The organism is Limosilactobacillus reuteri (assembly GCF_020785355.1).
Classification (GTDB): domain Bacteria; phylum Bacillota; class Bacilli; order Lactobacillales; family Lactobacillaceae; genus Limosilactobacillus; species Limosilactobacillus reuteri_I.
This window is the reverse complement of sequence record NZ_JAJGVH010000046.1, coordinates 26,287-43,719: the sequence shown is the minus strand read 5'-3', so window position 1 is coordinate 43,719 and position 17,433 is coordinate 26,287. Positions and strand designations below refer to the sequence as shown.

20 protein-coding genes and 1 riboswitch are annotated in these 17,433 nt (G+C 36.7%); of the genes, 6 read left to right on the top strand and 14 right to left on the bottom strand.

Annotation, left to right across the window (positions count from 1 at the left end; genetic code table 11):
* Positions 1-85 precede the first annotated feature (85 nt).
* From thiE to thiM, 3 genes are read right to left on the bottom strand one after another with little or no spacing between them, the layout of a single operon-like run.
* The gene (gene thiE, locus LMB56_RS01925; protein WP_229283418.1) at positions 86-745 is read right to left on the bottom strand and encodes a thiamine phosphate synthase; all 660 of its coding nucleotides are present in this window, start codon (positions 743-745) and stop codon (positions 86-88) included.
* Positions 742-1,560, bottom strand: coding sequence for a bifunctional hydroxymethylpyrimidine kinase/phosphomethylpyrimidine kinase (gene thiD, locus LMB56_RS01920; protein ID WP_229283417.1), 819 nt, complete (start codon positions 1,558-1,560; stop codon positions 742-744). The genes thiE and thiD overlap by 4 nt, the downstream gene beginning before the upstream one ends.
* Positions 1,553-2,362, bottom strand: coding sequence for a hydroxyethylthiazole kinase (thiM, locus tag LMB56_RS01915; RefSeq protein ID WP_229283416.1), 810 nt, complete (start codon positions 2,360-2,362; stop codon positions 1,553-1,555). The genes thiD and thiM overlap by 8 nt, the downstream gene beginning before the upstream one ends.
* Before the next feature lie 57 nt (positions 2,363-2,419).
* A riboswitch (TPP riboswitch) is annotated at positions 2,420-2,525 on the bottom strand.
* 116 nt (positions 2,526-2,641) lie between these two features.
* On the opposite strand from thiM, the gene LMB56_RS01910 reads away from it, so the two are divergent.
* Positions 2,642-2,947 (top strand): hypothetical protein, encoded by a 306-nt coding sequence (locus LMB56_RS01910; RefSeq protein WP_003663603.1) that lies wholly within the window; start codon positions 2,642-2,644, stop codon positions 2,945-2,947.
* The gene (locus LMB56_RS01905; protein ID WP_229283415.1) at positions 2,948-4,837 is read left to right on the top strand and encodes a DUF6933 domain-containing protein; all 1,890 of its coding nucleotides are present in this window, start codon (positions 2,948-2,950) and stop codon (positions 4,835-4,837) included. It abuts the gene before it with no gap.
* 179 nt (positions 4,838-5,016) lie between these two features.
* Here LMB56_RS01905 and LMB56_RS01900 read toward each other — a convergent pair whose 3' ends face one another.
* The 3 genes from LMB56_RS01900 to LMB56_RS01890 form a co-directional block, all read right to left on the bottom strand.
* Positions 5,017-5,676, bottom strand: a complete 660-nt coding sequence (locus tag LMB56_RS01900; RefSeq protein ID WP_229272577.1) for a Crp/Fnr family transcriptional regulator — start codon at positions 5,674-5,676, stop codon at positions 5,017-5,019.
* A gap of 888 nt (positions 5,677-6,564) precedes the next feature.
* On the bottom strand, positions 6,565-6,996 hold the full coding sequence (locus LMB56_RS01895; RefSeq protein WP_229283414.1) for a hypothetical protein: 432 nt from the start codon (positions 6,994-6,996) through the stop codon (positions 6,565-6,567).
* Between the two features lie 15 nt (positions 6,997-7,011).
* A complete protein-coding gene (locus LMB56_RS01890) occupies positions 7,012-7,971 on the bottom strand; it encodes a hypothetical protein (protein ID WP_229283413.1) in 960 nt (319 codons plus the stop codon).
* 133 nt (positions 7,972-8,104) lie between these two features.
* Between LMB56_RS01890 and LMB56_RS01885 the strand changes: the two genes are divergently transcribed.
* Positions 8,105-9,124 (top strand): ABC transporter substrate-binding protein, encoded by a 1,020-nt coding sequence (locus tag LMB56_RS01885; RefSeq protein WP_229283420.1) that lies wholly within the window; start codon positions 8,105-8,107, stop codon positions 9,122-9,124.
* Between the two features lie 52 nt (positions 9,125-9,176).
* On the opposite strand, the gene LMB56_RS01880 is transcribed toward LMB56_RS01885, so the two are convergent.
* From LMB56_RS01880 to LMB56_RS01870, 3 genes are read right to left on the bottom strand one after another with little or no spacing between them, the layout of a single operon-like run.
* Complete coding sequence (locus LMB56_RS01880; RefSeq protein WP_229283412.1) at positions 9,177-9,953, bottom strand: ABC transporter ATP-binding protein; 777 nt, start codon at positions 9,951-9,953, stop codon at positions 9,177-9,179.
* On the bottom strand, positions 9,950-10,945 hold the full coding sequence (locus LMB56_RS01875; RefSeq protein WP_411377877.1) for a FecCD family ABC transporter permease: 996 nt from the start codon (positions 10,943-10,945) through the stop codon (positions 9,950-9,952). The genes LMB56_RS01880 and LMB56_RS01875 overlap by 4 nt, the downstream gene beginning before the upstream one ends.
* A complete protein-coding gene (locus LMB56_RS01870; protein WP_229283410.1) occupies positions 10,938-11,387 on the bottom strand; it encodes a flavodoxin domain-containing protein in 450 nt (149 codons plus the stop codon). The genes LMB56_RS01875 and LMB56_RS01870 overlap by 8 nt, the downstream gene beginning before the upstream one ends.
* 130 nt (positions 11,388-11,517) lie before the next feature.
* On the opposite strand from LMB56_RS01870, the gene LMB56_RS01865 reads away from it, so the two are divergent.
* Genes LMB56_RS01865 through LMB56_RS01855 form a run of 3 tightly spaced genes read left to right on the top strand, consistent with a single transcriptional unit; the run spans position 11,518 to position 13,409 of the window.
* Complete coding sequence (locus LMB56_RS01865) at positions 11,518-11,919, top strand: molybdenum cofactor biosynthesis protein MoaE (RefSeq protein ID WP_153702131.1); 402 nt, start codon at positions 11,518-11,520, stop codon at positions 11,917-11,919.
* Positions 11,919-12,164 (top strand): MoaD/ThiS family protein, encoded by a 246-nt coding sequence (locus tag LMB56_RS01860; protein ID WP_218046782.1) that lies wholly within the window; start codon positions 11,919-11,921, stop codon positions 12,162-12,164. Before LMB56_RS01865 ends, LMB56_RS01860 begins: the two co-directional genes overlap by 1 nt.
* A gap of 51 nt (positions 12,165-12,215) precedes the next feature.
* The gene (locus tag LMB56_RS01855) at positions 12,216-13,409 is read left to right on the top strand and encodes a nitrate/nitrite transporter (RefSeq protein ID WP_229283409.1); all 1,194 of its coding nucleotides are present in this window, start codon (positions 12,216-12,218) and stop codon (positions 13,407-13,409) included.
* Positions 13,410-13,468: 59 nt separating this feature from the next.
* Here LMB56_RS01855 and LMB56_RS01850 read toward each other — a convergent pair whose 3' ends face one another.
* The 5 genes from LMB56_RS01850 to LMB56_RS01830 form a co-directional block, all read right to left on the bottom strand.
* The gene (locus LMB56_RS01850; RefSeq protein WP_229283408.1) at positions 13,469-14,377 is read right to left on the bottom strand and encodes a polyprenyl synthetase; all 909 of its coding nucleotides are present in this window, start codon (positions 14,375-14,377) and stop codon (positions 13,469-13,471) included.
* A gap of 4 nt (positions 14,378-14,381) precedes the next feature.
* Entirely contained in the window at positions 14,382-15,350 is a 969-nt protein-coding gene (locus tag LMB56_RS01845; RefSeq protein WP_229283407.1) for a hypothetical protein, read from the bottom strand.
* A 5-nt stretch (positions 15,351-15,355) separates the two neighbouring features.
* Complete coding sequence (locus tag LMB56_RS01840) at positions 15,356-15,628, bottom strand: hypothetical protein (protein ID WP_229283406.1); 273 nt, start codon at positions 15,626-15,628, stop codon at positions 15,356-15,358.
* Positions 15,629-15,724: 96 nt separating this feature from the next.
* Positions 15,725-16,378, bottom strand: coding sequence for a response regulator (locus LMB56_RS01835; RefSeq protein ID WP_122481163.1), 654 nt, complete (start codon positions 16,376-16,378; stop codon positions 15,725-15,727).
* Positions 16,371-17,429 carry a sensor histidine kinase gene (locus tag LMB56_RS01830; protein ID WP_229283405.1) on the bottom strand — a complete coding sequence of 353 codons (1,059 nt, stop codon included), beginning with the start codon at positions 17,427-17,429 and terminating at the stop codon, positions 16,371-16,373. Before LMB56_RS01830 ends, LMB56_RS01835 begins: the two co-directional genes overlap by 8 nt.
* Between the last annotated feature and the right edge of the window lie 4 nt (positions 17,430-17,433).

Genomic DNA, 17,433 nt, shown 5'->3' with positions numbered 1-17,433 from the left:
CAATTCAATGTGATTAAGTTGTCGAACCGCCGTATACGGAACCGTACGTACGGTGGTGTGAGAGGTCGATAATTGAACTAATCAATTATCTCCTACTCGATTTATACAAATTCTTCATTTTCTTTACAGTCGCTGCAAGATCTTTGCTATTAAAGACTAAGGAAATAACAGCTAGACCTGCAACTCCTGTGTCGTGAACAACTTTCATATTTTCTTCATCGATACCCCCAATTGCAACTACCGGACGCTCACTGATCATGTTTAAACGTTCAAGACGATTGAGTCCAATGGCAGTATCGGCGTCAGGCTTTGATTTTGTAGGGAAAACAGGACCACAACCGATATAATCAATAAAGTCCATTGTATTAGCACGTTCAACTTGTTCTGGTGTATTACAGGAGTAGCCAATGAACATCTGATGACCTACAGCGACAGATACCTGTTCAATCTTAGTATCATTTTGCCCAACGTGAACTCCATCAGCGTTAATTTGCTGGGCCAATTCATAGTCGTCATCAACAATCAATGGAATTCCATAGCGCGTACATAAGGTCCGTAATTCTAACCCTAAGTCTACTCGTTCATTAGGCCGTAACTTCGAATTTCCTTTTTCTCGATATTGAAAAGCAGTGATACCACTTTTCATTGCTAGCTCCACTTTTTCGAGAAATTTAACAACATCATTATGAACATCTTGTGTTCCGCCAACTAAGTATACTTGTAACATTTTTGGATCAAACATCATTTTAGATCGTCTCCTTCAATTTTAACCCAGTGATTAAGTGGCCCATGACCATGACCAACGTTAATACCCTTGCTAATCGTCTTTTCAACATATGTCTTCCCAATCATAATCGCCTGTTCCATGGAGTGACCCTTAGCAATTTCCGCAGTAATACATGCAGAAATTGTATCACCAGTTCCGTGAGTATTTTTAGTATTAACACGGGGAGCAGTTAACCACATATCATTACCATCTTCAAATAAAATATAATCATCAGCCTTGTCTGAAGATTCTGCATGGCCACCTTTTATGAGAATATTTTTTGCTCCACGCATTTGCAATTCGCGGGCAGCCTTTTTAATATCATTTTTATCCCTTATTGCGATTCCCGTCAACTCACAAGCTTCTGGAATGTTTGGCGTAACCAGGGAGGCGAGGGGGATAAGTTCATCCCTTACAATTGAAATCGCATCATCACTAAGCAACTTTGCGCCACCCTTTGCTACCATGACCGGATCAACAATAAGTGGCCCGAAATCATATTTTTTTAAATTTCGTACAACTGCTCTTACGCGAATAGGGTCAGCAAGCATCCCCGTTTTACAAGCCCTAATTTTCAAATCATCAGCGATTGAAGCAAATTGCTCATCAATTAATTTTTCAGGCATTGGCAGGGCATCTTGCACTCCCAATGTATTTTGAGCTGTGACTGCTACAACTACCATCGCTGAGTATACGCCTCGCATTTGCATCGTTTTTACATCTGCTGGAATACCAGCACCACCGCCACTATCAGTTCCAGCAATTGTTAGAGCCTGGGGATAATCATTAATCAAGGTAATCTTCCTCACTTTCTGCAAAAAATTCTAGTAATGCTTTCGTATCCATAATCGAAAGCTGGTCAAAAAATTGTACTTGCCACGAACCTAGTCCTACTGAATAACGGTTAGCTAATACCCCAGCAGCAGATACCAAAACCGTTGCAACAATACAAGCATCCCAAGTATTAGTAGTAGTCCCTAAAAATGCAGCGATGATACTAGAAAGCATGTCACCACTACCCACATTCATCGTTAACATCTCGGCAGAAAAGGGGTTCTCATAGATAACTTGCCCATCAGTTATAAGGTCGGTTTCACCGGTTAAGACTACAATTGAATGGTAACGTCGAGCACACGTTTCGGCAATTTGAACCTGGTTAGGAACTTTACCTGCATCAATTCCATGACTAGTATTGTCAGCCTCTACTAAAGCAGCAATTTCACTGGCATTACCACGAATAACATCAAAATGAAAATCATTTAGCAATGAATGGGCAAACTCTAAGCGAGATGGAACCGCACTTACTGCTACTGGGTCTAAAACGAGGGGCTTTAGTGGCGTGGCAGCTTGCAGAACCGTTCTAATTTGTGTTGCCTGCTGCTCATTAATCGTTCCGAGATTGATAGAAAGGGCATTTGCTAGCATCACCATTTCATCCGCTTCAGCAGGTTCAACAGACATGATTGGCGACGCTCCGACAGCACTAACGGCATCGGCAACTTTATCAATTGTTACTAAATTGGCCAGGTTAAGAACAATCGGATTTTTAGCACGAACCCGATCGATTAGTGACCAGTCAATTTGACGTTGTACCATAAAATTAGCTCCTTAAATAAAAAATACTCAAGGTAGGAAATACACCTACTTTGAGTATTAAAGTCCGGTGCATTTTCCTACGCAAGCGTTAACTTACAGGTTCTAGAGTCCATGCATCTCTGCATATCTCAGCCCAGCACTATGGGCACCCCTAATGCAATAAATTGTCTATTAATAGTATACCGCAAATTATTCTTTATGAATATCAATAAAGATAATTGGCAAAATGGGAATGATAATTGTAAAATGTAATAAATAAAAAGGTAGGAGAATTTAGAAATGGAAGAAGAAATACGTCAGACTACTGATAAAGCTGAAGTTGTCATTATTAATGATGATACTAGTCAAAAGTTGACATTTAGCAATGGGGGAGTAGACGGCGAATTTGAAATTATCGTCACAGACAAAAAGCCGGTACCAGAGCTCTTCCAACCTGTTGGCACCTTACCAGATGGAAAGTATACGATTAAAGGAAATTATGCCGGTCAAGACTATCGGGAAATTAAGCTCAATGGCGCTTATGAAGTCTATGGAAATCCAGAAGATGGAAATGTAATGATTACGAAAAGAGATGGGGGAAACTAAGTGTTTATTAACGTCGAAAAGAAAGCACAAAAGCTATTTAATACTTATCAACAAGCAATGAGCGAAGAGGCTGTGGCAGGATCATTAGCTAATCCGCTTTTTTCATGGCATGCTACTTACTACACCGCTAAACGCAAAAAGAATATGATTTTCTTAAATGATGCTACTACCATGGCAATCGTCTTATTTGATGTAAATGCTAAAAATAAACAGACGATTAAAGAGCGCTTTGAGAAGCAACTAGCAATAATTTGGCAAGAACTAGGACTGTCTGCCGAATCATTGACAGATTACTTAGCCACCGGTGGGGATTGGCAAATCGGTAAAACGATTCACCCTTTACAAATAAAAACTATAACTAATTTTTATCAAGATGTCATAAAGCCACAAAAAACTAGCACTAATGAAACGGACTTAGCAAAAGCATTGCTTAAAAAGGTGCAGCAAAAAGGTAGAATTTATGTTGGTGAAGGCGAGACGGTTAAGGTAATCGAAATGGCTCAACCGTTTAGCATTAAACACGTAAATTTAGAAGAACTGTACTTAAAAGAAATTTCTAATAAGTTAAGAAGATTAAGTCAGTTAGATGGAGAAGATCTTACTGCCGATGAGGTTGATAATACGATCCAACAAATCCAAGACGCAAATAATCAACTCTTAGACCTCTTTCTTGCTGATGCTAAACATAATTATAGTGCTAAAACTGTTCGCCGCTATCAAGATAACCTGCAATTTTATCTTAATGAATGGGCTGCCTATCGTTTGAGCACTCTTTTCAACATCTATGTTCAGACTAGTGTTGATGAATTAGAATTTCACGGAGTAGGCAAAACAGAACGAACGAATATTAAGGCCTCGTTGAAAAAACTAGCAAAGTACTTAAAAGATAAAGACATCATTAGTGACAATGAATACGATGACATTCTCGTATACACGCAAAAAGACCCGGTCGACTTTGATGAAGATGAGGAGGAAGATCAAACGATAGAAGATTTTCTTGCTTCATTATTTAGTGAATCAGATAAACTTCCAGTAGTATTCGATCCACAAACTGATAAAATGATTGATGAATATCTCAAATCATTCGTTGCCTTGTATGGCCTTATTTCTGCACAACAGGCTTACCAAATTATTCATGGTCAAAATCCATCAATTGATAAAGAACGATTCGACCAATACATTCAAAATAAATTCAATGAAATGACGATGGAATATTTTATTATTGACTTTAGAGAAGAATTTAGGGATGTTGATATTGCTCCTGAAATTTTCATCTTTAGTCCACTTCTTATTAAAGATGGAGATAGGCTTCCTTCATTTTATAAACATCAACAGGGCCTTCCATACTATATTCCAGAAAAAGAAGTCTTAATTGACAATAAATTTAATCCATTTGCCAATATCAGTAACTATCAACAAGATTTAGAAGAGTTGCTTGCTAACCAATATGGATTATCTGGGGACGATGTTAAAGGCGCTGCTTTCCTATCACTTTATCAATTGAAAATGAGTGCTTATGGGCTTGAATTATCAAGTGTAAATGAGGCCATCAATAAGGTTATTGCATTCTTAAACGAGGAACACGGTCTTAGTGTTAAACAGGATAAAACTAATGAACCATTGATTAAACTGTTAGTATTAATTGCGACAAATATCCGGCGTCCGTGGAATCGGGGATGGTCTAATTATGAATTGTTAAGGACCAAAGATATTGCTAAACTGGTTGCTGAAATGGAAATTAATTTGGAAGATCCTAAACTGTCAAATGAGATTATAAGTGGAATTCAAGCAGGAATGATTAACCGTGATGAGTTGCTTAACTTCCTTGAAAATAGTAATTTACCGCCAAAAGTAATCTCAAAGCTGTATAAACAAACTGAAGAATTATAAAAAAGATGGAGATGCGAGAAAAGTTTTTTCTCAACGTCGCCATCTTTTTGCTTATGAAGAGCTTAAATCAATTGAATGATAAGACTTCTTCAAAATTCATTCTATTTCAATGTTAAATTTAGTTAATATCAACAGTTAGGATATAAATAGCTATTAAAATTATGTTATTTGCATAAGTCCTACTTAAACTCCTCCCAAAAAGCCGGCTTTATAATAATTTTTCTGTGATGTCGTTCGATCCAGCCCTTTGTTTCAAAATCCTTGAAATAACGAGAGAGACTTTCAGCACTAGTACCTAAATAACTTGCGAGGTCTTTTAGTGACATCGGTAGGGTAATAGAATTTTCTTCTTCATTAATATTATAAAGATCTTCTAAATAGGCTACTAACCTAACATCAACGCGATAAAAAGATAGTAATTGTGCTTGTCTTTCTAATTCAACTGATTTTTTAGCGTTTAATTTTAAAAGATTTTGTCCAACTTGATGGTCTATTTTTAGTAGTTTATGAAAATCTGCTTTATAAAGGATGCATACTTCAGTCTTGGTTAGAGCAATTCCGTAAACTGTTGTATTTTGCAGATCGAACAAATAATTTTCTCCACCGTAATCTCCAGCGCCGATAATTCGGATAATATGTTCTTTTCCATCTTTATTCAACTTATAAACTTTCATTTGGCCTAAAACAACAATAATTAGCTCATCTTGTGAATTCGGTGAAAAAATAAGATCTCCTTTGTCAAAAGTTTTGTGATGTAATAAACTTTCAAGATACTTCTTACCCTCATTAGATAAATCAGTAAATAGTGGGACACGATGTATATAATCTTTATTTTTCATAGCTATTATTCCTTTATTAAAATTTCAAAAGTTGATGTTCATCATTTTTTTGAATTTATTAATGAATTATAATTATCACAGGATATGAGATTGTATGTTTCGAACAGCTATGTATAGCAATTATGCGATAATAGACCAGAAAATGCAATATAAATTTTAAAAATAATTAAGAGGAGTTGATTAATATTTACTAATTATTTTTATTAGAAAACCTACGGGTAAAATGAACTAGTATAGGCCTTTGAATATCACTTATTCATTAGAGAATGCTATAAAATTAATCAATTTAGTTAAAATGTTAACTCCATTCTTAAATGATAATACATTTACCCCAAAAATAAATTAGAGTATCTGAATACAGTTCATATACTCCTTCGACCGTACTAAATAACTTGTAATATGCGTATAAAATAATTGTTAGTTTTAATATATAAAGTAATTTATGATTAATAGCGCTAAATTAAGAAAAATTACTTTCGGTAAAGTTACATTCTAAATTGATTTTTATTTATAGTTGATAGAAAGAGACCTAAAGTTCATTGGGGAAGATTTTTGATGGATTTGAAGGTGCTCCATCAAAAATTACTTCGAGAATACTTGTTTTATTTAATTTTATAATAAAGCTTGTTATTAGGGATTCAAATTATCGAATGATTTGAATTATGGGTGGTTTTTTAGTAAAAGTTCGATATAGAGAGTTGTAAGTTATCTTATTTAAAGTTTAGAGATTAATATTGTTTTGTGAACATAATTGTCAGTTTAATGACAAATAAAGGGCAACTATAACAGGCACATTAGATATCTGATATTAACGGATGATGACACCCCTCACGAAAATGTGAAGGGTGTTTTTTATGCACTAATTGTAAAAAAGTAGCTATTTAAGAATTATCGATCAACATCTTCTTTACCTACTTCTTCGTCGAAATAACCTAATCCATTTACTTCGAGTGTTTTTAGATAAGCTACCAGTTCAATTGCGGAACTAGGACTTAATTCATTTACTGCATTCAAGCCAAGGCCCGTTGGAACAGTTTCGCTCATTGCTGTAATTTGGTTATCATTCTCAATATGAACTTGTGAGCAGCTAATTGCCCAACGATTATTGATGTTTGGAGCAAAAACAAAGAAGAGGTTGAAATCGGCTGAAAGATATGCCGGTAAGAACCAGGCAATGTTATCTAATCGTTCTGGGGTGAGGTTACCTTGAAGCGCAAAACGATTGATATTTTCTTCACGAGGGATTGCTTTGAGCATAAACATGGTATTTTCAAACTCTTTCATCCCCAATTTCATTTCAGGTGTAATTTTGGGTTTCATATAATCTAAAATCTCCTAACTAAAGTTTTCACGGTAGTAGTTATACTTATTTCTTATATCTTGGAGTGGGGCATCCATTACGTGCATTTTCCCATGGGTATCGAGCTTAAAATTTTTCGCGATTACCTGATTGAACTGCAGGCGGAGACGAGGATATTGGATGAGAATTTTCTCGATGTTAGTTGACATAATATCAAAAGTGGCAAGATATTCAGGAACAAGAATTTTTTTAAATTCGTTAAATGTATCTGCAATCACCTCAGCATAGGCATGGTCAGCATATTTCAATTCATTTTCCTCTAATTTATCGTAATACTCGTTGCTTGTTAGGCCACGTTCATTTTTGATGTTATATTGTTCATCGTATTGGTGAGTAAGATAAGAATCCCAATCACGGTAACAATAAGTAATCATTTGAACTACTAATTGGCGGCCCTCATAATTAACATTTTTCGGAATCATCTTTCCCTGTGGATTTAACAAGTAAGGACGGATTAGCTGTCGCGTTACAATATCATAAAAGGTTCCCGGTACAAGTTCCTTATCTTGATTATCCTCATATAAATCTCCAGAACCTTCAAGCCTTTTTAGTTTACGGAGACTTTCACGAGTTTGGTTGACGGCATAGATAACATCTTCAATCTCTTGGTCAATTGTTTTACGCTTACTGATCGTTTGTAAGAGGTTAGTATAGAGCCGAATTAAATTATGAAGTTCAGACTGCTGGTTAGGATAGAAACCGTCTTGTTGCTGATATTTTCTAGTTTCTCGTTCTAATTGTTGTTCAATCGCAAGTGCTTGATGCTCAATTTTAACAGGTAAGACTGGTTGTGAAAAGCGATCTTTAGCAAGTTGCTGAACTGCTTCTCGGATAATTGGTCTCATTTCACGAAAATCCGGAAAATCAAAGAAATTTTGAAAATCATTAGCAAAGTTTAGGTGTTTATATACTGCTGATTTAAGATTTCGCTTCATAAATATTCCTCCATTTTCTTTGATTTTAATACGAAAACAAGTAAGAAAATATTAGGGAATTAGATAAAAACCCTTATTTTATTTATATTTAACGCAGCTATAATTAAACATAAATAAAATATAGGAGACTATGATGAAAAAATTATTGAAGTTTTTAGCAATATTTTTACTGTTTAGTAGTATTGTTAGCAGTTCAGCGATGGCCAGTTCAACAAGAACCGTAACCGATATGACGGGAAAAAAAGTAAAGATTCCCAATAAAGTTAATCGAGTTGCCGACTTATGGCATGCTAATAATCAGGTTGTTTTGTTATTAGGAGGACAAAATAAGTTAGTCGCCACTACTCCCCTTGTTAAGAAACAACATTGGTTCACAGTAGTAGATCCAAAAATTGTTAAAGTTGCTGCACCATTAGCAGGCAATCAAATTCAAGTTGAAGAATTGGTAAAGACAAAACCGGACGTTGTAATTGCCTCCGATCAAGCTCAAATAAAGGAATCCCGTCAAGCAAAATTACCAACAGTTAATGCAATGTATACCGATTTTGCTGGGTTAAAGAAATCAGTTACATTAACTGCAAATATTTTAGGGGGAAATTCTCCAAGGATTGCTCGACAATACAACAAAGAATTAACAAACAATATTAACCTTGTTAAGCAGCATTTGAAGAGCCGCAAATCAACGCCAACGGTTCTTCATATTGTTAATTCAACAGATCTCACCAAGGTTGACGGGCAAAAAACAATTGTTAACGAATGGATTAAACTGGCAGGTGGAAAGAATGCTATTTCTAAAAAGGGAAATCAGATTTCAGTCACGCCTGAAGAATTAATCAAAGTAAATCCGGATGTAATTATCGTTGGTAGTACGTCTACTGCCCAAGCGCGAAAAGCATTACGTGCCAATCGTCAGCTAAACCAATTGAAGGCTGTGCGAGAAAACAAAGTATACGGAAATCCTCAAGGTACCTTCCCATGGGATCGTTATAGTGCAGAAGAAGCACTTCAAGTCTTATGGGCAGCTAAGACTCTTCATCCCCAAGAAATGAAGAATGTTAACATGGTGTCTGAAGTGCAAAAATTCTATCAAAAATATTACCACTACAAGTTAACAGCTAAACAGGCAAAGCAAATTTTAGCCGGTGAAAATTAGTCTAAAAAACTCTCCCGATTTGGAAATTATCCAAGTTAGGAGAGTTTTTTTACTATATCTTAATTTGACAAGTATATCGTTGTAATTGTGGAAGATAAGCAAGAGTTAGTGGGACATGATAGATCGTTTCTAGCTTTTCAGTTGTCATTAACTCCTCATACGGCCCAGTAATCATGGAACCATTCGAATCAAGAAGGCCAATTGTAGTCGGTAACATTAAGGCATGGTCTGGAAGGTGGGTAGTGAGGATAATGGTGATTTTTTGCTGAGATAAGTCTTGAATTAGTTTTAATATTTCGTACTGTCGACTTAAATCAAGGGCGGCCATAGGTTCATCGAGAATTAACAAGCGTGGTTCTTGAAGTAGGGCTCGAATAATCACAATTAGCTGCTGCTGACCACCGCTTAATGAAATCAAGGGATGGTCACGAAAAGGCGAAAGATGAAAACGTTGTAAATAGTTTTCAGCAAGTTGAACGTCTTTCTGATGCGGGGTTTGAAGAAAAGAAAGGTAAGGCGCACGACCAGTTAATAGATAATCAAGCACTGTTAAATTGGAATTAATATGATAATCCTGAGGAACATAGGCAACTTGTTGTGCAAGCGTTTTGTACTTCACAGTCCCAAACTCTTTTCCGTCAACTATTACGTTTCCTTCATTTGGTGCCAAAAGTCCGACTAAACAGTGGAGAAGAGTTGATTTTCCAACACCGTTAGGGCCAAGAATCGTAAATATCTCTCCAGCTTCGAGGCTAAAGTTAACATTGTGAAAGACTGGATGTGCTTTTGAATAGGCAAAACTAAGGTTATTAACTTCGAGGACTTTCAATTTAATTGCACCTTCTTCTTAATTAGAATATAAACAAATAAAGGTGCGCCGATGAAGCCAGTTAGGATACTTAATGGGATTTCCCCTACCGATAGGGATCGAGCCATTGTATCGACAATTAACAAAAAGAGTGCACCGATAACTGCTGCAAGGGGAAGGTTTTCTTTTGTATTATCCCCAACTAAAAGTCGAGCAATATGAGGAATTACAAGTCCAATCCAGCCAATATTTCCGCTAAGACAAACTGTTGCAGCAGTTAGAAACGTACTGGCGGTAATTATCAGTAGTTGTTCCATCCCCACATTAATTCCTTCTAAACGGGCTTGCTGATCACCGAGCGAAAGGATTGTCATATGCCAGCGAAGAACAAACAGAATTAGTGTACCTATAATCAAAAATGGAAGAACAGCAATAATATTCGAAAAATCAACTTTTGCTAAACTACCTAGTTGCCAGTAGACAATACTTTGCAATTGTGAATCTGGATCAGCAATATACTTTAGTAATCCAACCAATGCCTGCATAAAACCAGAAATCACAATTCCAGCTAATACTAAAATTAAGGTGCCCCGTTGATGAAGGGTATGGGCAATCAATAAAGTCAAACTGACTGCAATAATTCCACCAACAAAAGCAAAGAGCTGGGTAAGTCCAATACCATAACCTAAGAGAATTGCGCTTGCAGCCCCGGCAGCCGAACCATATGATACCCCTAAAATATCAGGCGAGACCAAAGGATTATGAAAAACACTCTGGAAAGAACAACCAGCCATTGCTAGGCCAGCGCCAATTAACAGCGCACCGATGATTCTGGGAAGGCGAAGGTTAAAAATAATGTTTGCTGCGGCAGGATTGCTTTGGGGATGAAATAGCGTTTGAAGGATTATGATTGGTGAATAATAGATTCGCCCACAAGAAAGAGCGAAAACTACTGTAATAATAACCAATAAAATTGCAGTAAAAAGTGTTAGATGATAACGATGCTTAGTAATTAGAATCTCTTCCTTTTCTTAAGAAATTAGTGATTTCATCAGTAACTGTTTGCTGAGCAGTTGGCAGGTCTTCATAGTCGATTTTTAATGAAGATGCTAATGGTGAGGCACCATGTTTCCGCAGTTGGTGATCAAAAGTATTTACTGCGTTAGCAAATTTTACTGAGCCAAAATTTTTATCTCCTACACCTGCAATATAATAAACCAGCCTTGGAACAGAAAACTGACAAAGATAATTATAGAACTTTTCTCCAGATGTCGTCAGTTGTCCTTCGCCATAAGTACAGGGACAGAGGATAAGCAAGTCGATACTATCCAATTTTACTTGAAGGGCTTCCCTAAAAGAAAGAAAAATGGCAGACGGAAGGATAGTTTGGTGAATAAAGTTTCCTAATTCGAAGTTATGACCGTAGAGTGTATCGTAGAGAATTAAAGTATTCATTGATTAATCGTCCTTTCATTCAGGTGCTAGTATAACAAGTCTCTTAAAATCCTATTATTAGGGATTTGACTAATTCTAAAGGGCTACTATCGTGTGTAATAATAAGCATGATAAAGGCGGGTGATTATTGTTGCATTATTTACGAATAAGTGATGAGCCCATCGATGTAAGTGAGATGTATAAACAGCTCGTTGCTCCAGAGTACGGAGGAATTGATATGTTTGTTGGCACTGTTCGTCAATGGACTGGCGAGATCGAGACTACTAAGATTGAGTATTCAGCTTATCATCCCATGGCAGAAAAACAATTAGAAAAAATTGCAGCACCGATTGAAAAACAAGGAGGTCGCGTTGTTGTCGCTCACCGGACTGGCGAATTGGCGCTTACTGATATCGCGGTATTTGTAGGTGTAGCGGCTCCTCATCGTGCAGAAGCATTCAAATGGTGCCAATATGTGATTGATACACTTAAGCATGAAGTACCAATCTGGAAAAAGGAATATGATACAGATAAGGTAAGGTGGGGAAACTAATGGAAATTAACGTTAAATTGTTTGCGTTTTTACAAGATCAGTTAGGGCCATCTATCACTCTTGATGTTGCTAATCCTATTCGAGTAGACGACCTTCTTAAGCAAATTAGCCAGCGAGCACCACAACTGACGTCAACTTTAGCAAATTCGCGGATAGCAATTAATCAAGAATTTGTTAACGCAGATCTAATTACCTTAGAGGCCGATGATGAAATCGCAATCATTCCGCCGGTTAGTGGTGGCTAGATTATTCTAGAAGATAGTTAGAATTAAATTACATAGGAGGAGGACTTGATTATGTCAAGTGTTAAAGATGTTGCTCATGGGAGTAGGCGAAATGCTTATACTGCATTAATCCTCTCCACGCTTGCAATGATTGTTTGTTTTATGTCGTGGTCTAACTTTGCGCCACTTGCATCCCAAGTTGCTGAGATGTTCAATTTGGATGTATCGCAGCGAACGTTGTTATTAGCAACGCCTGTCCTTTTGGGATCAATTATGCGAATTCCAGTAGGGATCTTAAGCGATCGTTACGGTGGAAAAAAGGTTTATTTGATTTTGATGGCCTTTATTTTAATTCCATTAATTATGATTCCGCATGTCCATTCATTTGGAATGTTACTCTTTGCAGCATTGCTTATTGGGATGTCAGGAACATCATTTGCCGTTGGAGTTTCTTATGCTTCAGTTTGGTTCCCGCCAGAACAGCAGGGGCTAGCCCTTGGAATTGTTTCAATGGGGAACATGGGGAACGCTGTGGCTGCAATGACTTTACCTTACATTTCCAAGGCAGCGGGATTCGATAGTGTTTACTACTTTTTGATTATTCTTACAGTAATCTTTGGTGTTCTTTTTGCAGTCTTTTGTAAGGAAATGCCAGTTGATAAAAGTAAAACGATTAAGGGAGCATTGTCTGTTGCTACGGACAGTGGAACATGGTACCTATCACTGTTTTACTTTCTGACATTCGGTTTATTTGTTGCATTTACAAACTTAACACCAACGTTCTTAACCGGGATGTTTCATTATACTCCTGTTACTGCCGGTCTTTATTCAGCATTATTTGCTTTTGTATGTACGTTAGTTCGTCCATTTGGTGGTTACCTTGCCGATAGAAAGCGACCAATGGCATTATTACAATGGGTCTTTGTAGCAATTGTTATTTTTGCTATTTGGATTATGCTTAGTTTTCACAATCAATTTATGTTTATCGCAGGAATTGTTTTGGTTGGTCTTTCTGCAGGAATCGGTAACGGGGTTGTCTTCAAAATGGTTCCATATGTATCTCAAGGTAATACGGGAGCGGTTACTGGTTTTGTTGGAGCTGTTGGTGGCCTAGGAGGATTCTTCCCGCCATTAATTATTGGTTATATTTACCAATGGACAGGCAGTTATGAGCTTGGAATTGCGCTCTTAGCGTTAACCGGTGTAATTTGCTGGTTTGCTCTATGGAAACATTATATTCATGGTGATGTTCACATCGTTAAATAATACATTGAAAAAATGGAGATGAGGATAATTTTTCCTTAATCTCCATTTTCAGTTTTAAATTATTCCTTTTTTAGTTCTTCAGCTAGGCTAAGCAATTTATCCTGAGTTTGACCAGCCGGTAATACTTCAATATCAAGGATTAACTGGGAGAAGATATCATCAATCAGTTGTTTGACATCATCGCTTCGTCCAAGTGCTAATTGATGAGCTTGCTTAAACATCGCTTGTGAAGGACGATGATCTGAAGCGAAGAAATTACTAAACCATTGTGGATTTTGTTGGCGAGCGAATAAAAGCGCTAGGGGATACTGCCCACTTGTTATCATCTTTACAAACGAGTTGAGATCATTACTAAGCTGTTGAAACTCATGTGTAATATAACTAGCAGTACCAAAGGCTTGACCAATCTGTCCAGCTAGTGAAACAACTTCATTTCTTGCTCCGCTAAGAACAGCACTTTGTTTTGCAGTCATTGCTCCCAGCAATCCCAATCGTGCTTTAACATCCGCTAAATAGTCAGCCACCTTAAATTGTTGATTATAGTTAAACTGTAGTCGTTGAATCTGTGCAAGCATCACATCCCCAGCGTCAGTTGTCAACTCCTCAATTACTTGTGGAGGATTACCCACAGTACTTAGTGAACGGACAAATCGATTCATTAAATAGCTCGTAACATATGAATAGGCTTTTTGACTAGCGAATTCTCCAGGAGTTAGGTTATTTGGTTGAAAAGAAGGAGGATTTAAATGAGTTGTTAATGCCAATAGTTCTGGTAGTTGAGCAGCTGTGATTTGATCAATTGTGAGATCTTTTTCGTTGAAATAACTAAAAGCCTCAAAAAGCGACAACCTTAGCCGCCGTTCTTCTTCACCAGTACTCAAGCTAATCATTTCGCGAACCATTGGAGGATATTGATAAATAACGGTTGTTAATGCATCCACCAACCGTTCATCTGGTGTTAAATTCACAATATCAGTCCTTAAATTTATTTACTTCAGCAATTATTTGTTCAGCAACGGGGATGAAGATATCACTGAAATACTCATTAAAATCAACATTTTTAATTTGTTTCTCAGTAAATTCTTGTGCACGATGAAAAGCATCATTACGCATATTAACGATGAGAGCTTCTCGTTGATGTTTAAGTCGCTTATGGAGTTTATCATTGTCATTACTCATGTAGAAATAATAGTAAATTTCGTAGAAGGTATTATCAAGAACCCAAAAGAGAGTACTCCGTCGAATATTATCGCTTATCATTTCAGTAAAGGAATTTTTACCAAGAAGCTCATGGTTAGCAAAGGCCCCCGCAGATAATACGATTGCTTGAACTTCATGCATATCAGCCATGTAGCGGCAGAATTGGCTAATTTCATCTTCCGGAACACTAAACCCCAGCTTTTCTTTTCGTTCCGCTTCAGTCATCCTGGAAAAAGTAATTCGATACTCATGCATCACATTCTGACTATCTGCAATCAAATCCTTTTCGATAGTTGTTAATAAAGCAAAATTATCCTGCATAAATTCTTTAACAGTTTGCCATATCTTTTCAATTTGCTCGTTAAAGTTTGTAAAAAGATCTTGAACGGTGCCTATTCTTTTTTTAACTACTTCTTTTTTCTCTGCATGAGGGGCATATTGAATTAGGAGAGGAATATCATCATTATGCTCATCTAATCCATGCTTGGATCGTTGTTCACTTTCATATTTTTTAAGTTCTTCAAGGTCAACAAGTCCGAGGGGCATTACATTAATTTCACCATTTGTAAGCATGATTTGTAAAGCAAACGGGGTTGTTGCTGCTTGATTCTTGACTAATGATTTTAAGGCATCAAACAATTTTTTGCGATTTGCAAGTTCATTGTCTGGGTCTGCGTAAAAGCCTGCAGTATAGATCGATTTATTTTCGTAATCTCGTTTTAGCTTATCTTGAATATCCATCTTAATTAATTCTCCTTTGTTGATTGAGTGAGAAGTTGTGCAAGCTTATTGCGACCATGATCAGTTAAAACAGCATTTTTTAAATTTATTTCTGCTAATGTTGAACTAAATGACTCGTCAATAACGGCCCCTGAAATATATTGTTTTTCAACGGCGTATTTAGTTGTTAAAAATAGGTTGGAAACGGGATTAACTTGGCGACTGTTAGTAAAACGTTTGCGAGCAACATCACTAAGAATTCCCTGTAACTCATCATCTCGACTGAGGTTTGTAGCCATTAGAAATTCACTCCTTTAATCGTGTTTCTTTTATTGTAGAAAAACATCGAAGTAAATAAAATCGGGGATTCTTCCTAATTAAGAATCCCCGCCTAGTTAAAGGTCAATTAAATGGTGATGAATAGCATATTGTACTAGTTCAACCCGTCCATGTAAGTGAAGTTTGCGTGAAATATTTGCTTTATGTGCTTCCACTGTCTTTGTTGAAATAAACATCTTTTGTGAGATCTCTTTATTTGAATACCCTAAAGCAATAAGCGGAAAGACTTCTTTCTCCCTTTTTGAAAGACTATTGTAGCCCTTTAGTTTTAAGGTATTACCAGATGCATTTATTTCTCTAATATCTGTCTTACTAACAATGATGTTTGCATCAAGGTACTTCTCGCCATTTATAACATGTTTTAGGGCATTAACAATTTCGCTATCTGGTGAACTCTTCAAAATATAAGACATTGCGCCATTTGCCATTGCCTTGTTGATATATTCCTGTTCTTCATGCATCGAGAGAATGATAATTTTAACTTTTGGAAACTTATCATGGATTCGACGAGTAGTAATTAGGCCATTTTCGCCAGGGGGCATACTTAAATCCATAATTAAGATATCAATTCCGCCTTGTTCAACTCGAATATATGTATCAGTTCCACTCGCTGTCCCATCAACCACCGTAAAATTCGGTTGAAGATTAACTAAGTATGAAATTCCTGAGCGAACAATTGCGTGGTCGTCTGCAACTAAAACGTTATACATTTGTTCTCACCATATCCTTATTTAAAGCATTATTATAGGGAAACTTTACCTTAACTGTCGTTCCCTTATTAATTTTTGATGTAATTGTAAAGGCCCCGTTATATGCCTTAACGCGTTCATTCATATTCATTAATCCAAGTGAATGCCCATTAAATCCACTATGCTGATCAATATCAAATCCAATTCCATTATCAAGAATCTCTAACTGAAGGTAATTATCGTGATCCGTAACAATAATACTTATTTCTGTTGAATGAGCATGTTTAATTGCGTTATTAATTGCCTCTTGTGTAATGCGGTAAAGAACGTTTTGGATATTTTTTTGTAATTTTTCAGCGGAGGTAAGGGCTATAACATCAATCGTGATTCCGGTGCTACTTTGAAGGCGTTTCGCCAAAGCTTTGATTGCCGGAATTAAGCCAAAATTGTCAAGAACTGAGGGGCGAATATCAAGTGCGAGCCCTTTAATCTCTTTAAGAGTCGTTTGTAACTGCTTTTCGATTGCAGCACTCATTGATTGAAATTGCTCAGTATTTCTTTGATTTTGCACCGTTGCTAATCTTTGAATGCCCATTATTGCGGCGTAGATTCCCTGTGCAACACTATCGTGAAGATCTTGTGAGATTTTTTGCCGTTCCTTTTCGTGTGCTTCATTTATGTATTGATTGAGAATTCGGTGCTCTTCAATCTGCGAAAGGCGTTGCTGTTGCTCACGATTTTCAAGAGTCAAGGCAAAGACATTTTCTTTATCATCAAGAGGACGATAAACCATTGAAAAGTGAAGGGGATGAGTAGCATTGGAATGAAATGTTATCGGAACTACAGCTCCCTGTAACCGCTTTTTAATCAAACATGACGCACAGTCATCATTTTCTAGTTGTGACCAAGCGTTTTTGCCAATTTGTAATAGGTAATTAACATCTAAATTAAGCATAGTAACTAACCGTTGTGCCGGCTCATTACTGACTAAAAGATCATCATTTTTAAATAAGAAGATTGCATCTGGTGATTGATTAAAATATTTTTGTATCCAATTAGCTGTTTCAAGCACGATC